A 1850-nucleotide genomic window follows, 5' to 3' on the forward strand; every position below is an offset into this window, starting at 1 on the left:
GTGAGCCGACTGAAGGACCAGAAGGGTGATAGTAAAGTGGTTATCCTCCTGACCGATGGAACCAACAATGCCGGAACCATCGACCCCATGACGGCAGCTGAGATCGCGAAGAGCTTTGGGATACGAGTCTACACTATTGCCGTCGGCACGATGGGTCAGGCTCCCTATCCCGTGATGACGGACTTCGGTATCGAGTATCAGATGATGCCGGTGGAGATCGACGAGAGCTCCCTCCGGACCATCGCTGAGACCACAGGTGGTAGTTTCTTCAGGGCGACGGACAACTCCAGCCTGGAGGAGATCTACGACGAGATCGATCAGATGGAGAAGATCAAGCTGGAGGTACATAACTATACGGAGAAGTCCGAGCACTTTATGCCGTGGCTCTTTGCCGCTCTGCTCTGCCTATTTGGGGCAATCCTCTTGAGGACGACCGCCTTCCGTACGATGCCGTGATAAACTGAGGATATGCGATTTTTACACCCCTATATACTGCTCTTGCTCATTCCTCTTGCGCTCCTCTTGGTGTGGGCATTCCTGAGGATTAGGAGGGACAAGAAAAAGCTGAAGAACTTTGGCGAGACAGAGCTGGTCCGTCAGCTGATGCCCGATCTCTCTCTGAGACGAAAGCTAACGAAGGACATTCTGCTCATTGCATCCGGTATGCTCATCGTGGTGGCACTTGCCCGCCCACAAGTGGGATCTAAGCCGGAGAAGGTAAAGCTGGAGGGCATCGAGATGATAGTCGCTCTCGACCTCTCTAATTCGATGCTTGCCAAGGATGTTACCCCGAGTCGTCTCACGTTAGCCAAGAACATTGTGTCTCGTATGACGGACGAGTTGGCTAATAACAAGATCGGTCTGATCTACTTCGCCGGAGAGGCTTATATCCAGCTGCCTATCACGTCGGACTTTGTCTCTGCCAAAATGTTCCTCCAGTCTGCTGATCCCTCTCTGATCGCTGCTCAGGGGACGGCAATTGGCGAGGCAATCAAGTTGGCGACCCGAGGCTTTTCATCGGATAAGGAGGTGAAGAAAGCGCTGGTGCTGATCACCGATGCGGAGAATCTTGATGGCGATGTGGAGGAGGCTCTTAGGTCTGCTAAGGAGAAAGGAATCCTCATCTCCGTCCTCGGTGTCGGGACTGAGGAGGGAGCACCCATCCCGATGGCCAATGGCGAGTATCTGACGGATGAGGATGGCAAGGTGGTCGTCACCCGTCTCAATCAGCAGCTCGCTAAGCAGATTGCTGAGACCGCGGATGGGGTCTATATCCATGCCAAGGACGTCTCCGGGGCTGTCCGACTACTCAAGAAGAGCCTCGACAGACTGCAGAAGTCGGATATGAGTACCACCGTCTACAGATCCTATGCGGATGTCTATTACTACTTCCTGGTCCCGGCGCTGCTTCTGCTTCTGATAGATTTGCTGATGCTGGATCATAAGAATAGGTTCCTGAGGCGGTTTAATATCTTTGATACTAAGCATGATGATGAGAAGTAAGTACTTGCTATAGATCATCTTTGCCAGTCTCTTTTGCCTCCCTGGGTGGGGGCAAAAGCAGGTGCGGGACCTGACCCGTAGTGGCAACAAGCTCTATCGCTCCGAGGAGTACTCCAAGGCTGAGATCGACTATCGCAAGGCACTTGAGATCAATAAGAGTGACCCCACGACGATCTTCAATCTGGCCAATGTCCTCTACCGGACCGATAGAGGAGAGGAGGCGGGCAAGCTCTACCAGTCTCTCGCTCCGCACCTCTCCTTACTCTCGCCCACAGAGGCGGCCGATCTGACCCACAACGCCGGTAACACCGCTTTCCGAGCAAAACAGCTTGAGCAGGCGATCGAGT

The 1850-nt window shown here is 53.6% G+C and carries 3 protein-coding genes; all 3 read left to right on the forward strand.

The genetic code is table 11. The annotated features are described in order from the left end of the window. A partial coding sequence (locus Q0F21_RS07610) for a VWA domain-containing protein (RefSeq protein WP_297238796.1) occupies positions 1-456 on the forward strand: 456 nt, incomplete at its 5' end. Between the two features lie 12 nt (positions 457-468). Then, entirely contained in the window at positions 469-1503 is a 1035-nt protein-coding gene (locus Q0F21_RS07615; protein WP_297238797.1) for a VWA domain-containing protein, read from the forward strand. A 61-nt stretch (positions 1504-1564) separates the two neighbouring features. Then, a partial coding sequence (locus tag Q0F21_RS07620) for a tetratricopeptide repeat protein (protein ID WP_297238799.1) occupies positions 1565-1850 on the forward strand: 286 nt, incomplete at its 3' end.

Origin of the sequence: uncultured Porphyromonas sp. (assembly GCF_934359325.1) — a bacterium.
Lineage (GTDB): Bacteria > Bacteroidota > Bacteroidia > Bacteroidales > Porphyromonadaceae > Porphyromonas_A.

Coding starts and splice junctions, on each gene's coding strand:
- Q0F21_RS07615 (WP_297238797.1), top strand. CDS start 469: ATGCGATTTTTACACCCCTATATACTGCTCTTGCTCATTCCTCTTGCG.